The sequence below is a fragment of the Mesorhizobium sp. M5C.F.Ca.IN.020.29.1.1 genome, from assembly GCF_003997375.1.
GTDB lineage: Bacteria > Pseudomonadota > Alphaproteobacteria > Rhizobiales > Rhizobiaceae > Mesorhizobium > Mesorhizobium wenxiniae.
Map to the genome: position 1 here is coordinate 1 of NZ_RZSW01001116.1, position 721 is coordinate 721.

The 721-nt window shown below is 64.5% G+C and carries 1 protein-coding gene; it reads right to left on the reverse strand.

From position 1 onward, the window contains the following. Positions 1-721, reverse strand: a 721-nt coding sequence (locus tag EOA85_RS36580; protein ID WP_206523509.1) for a recombinase family protein, incomplete at both ends; no start/stop codon positions are given.

Here is a 721-nt window from a genome sequence, read left to right on the forward strand (position 1 = left end):
GGACGGAGAGGAGGGGGGTCTTTGATTAGGCAAACCGCCTCCCGCCACACCACTTCATCGAGCAGGTCCTGACGGATCGGCCGGCTGTCGCATACAGATCCGTCAAGATGGCGCCAGCTATCCGCCCCGAGGCAGCGGTAGTAGTGGATTTTGCGCGCCGACGTACGGGTCGATGTGCGTGATAGCGCGTAGCCGCATTTGCGGCAGGACACCAGCCCCTGCACGATGCTCGGTTCGATGGTCCGGCGCGGGGCGAAGCGCTTGTTGTCGGTCAGACGTTCGGCCGCCAACGCGAAGGTTTCTTCCATCACGATGGCGGGAACGGGCACTTCGATCCATTCGTCGCGCGGCCGCTCGTGCTGGCTGGTATTCTCGCTAAAGCCCGCCCGGCCCGACAAGCGGAACGGCTTCGTCACCTTCTGTCGCGGTGCGACCTGTGTCTTCCCGAAGCAGGCCGTTCCCTTGTAGGCGGGATTGCGCAGCATTCCCCACACCACCGACCGTTCCCAGCGGGTGACGCGCCGGCGCGTCGGCAGCCCCCTCTCGTTGAGAAGGCGGGCGAGGGCGCCAATGCTCAGGCCGTCGACCGTATATTTCTCGAACACCAGTCGCACCACTTCCGCCTCGGCTGCATCGACTTCATAGCGCGCCGGCGCGTCATTCGTCTTACGAATGTACCGATAGCCGTAGGGCGCCCCACACAGCACGGAGACTTCACCGG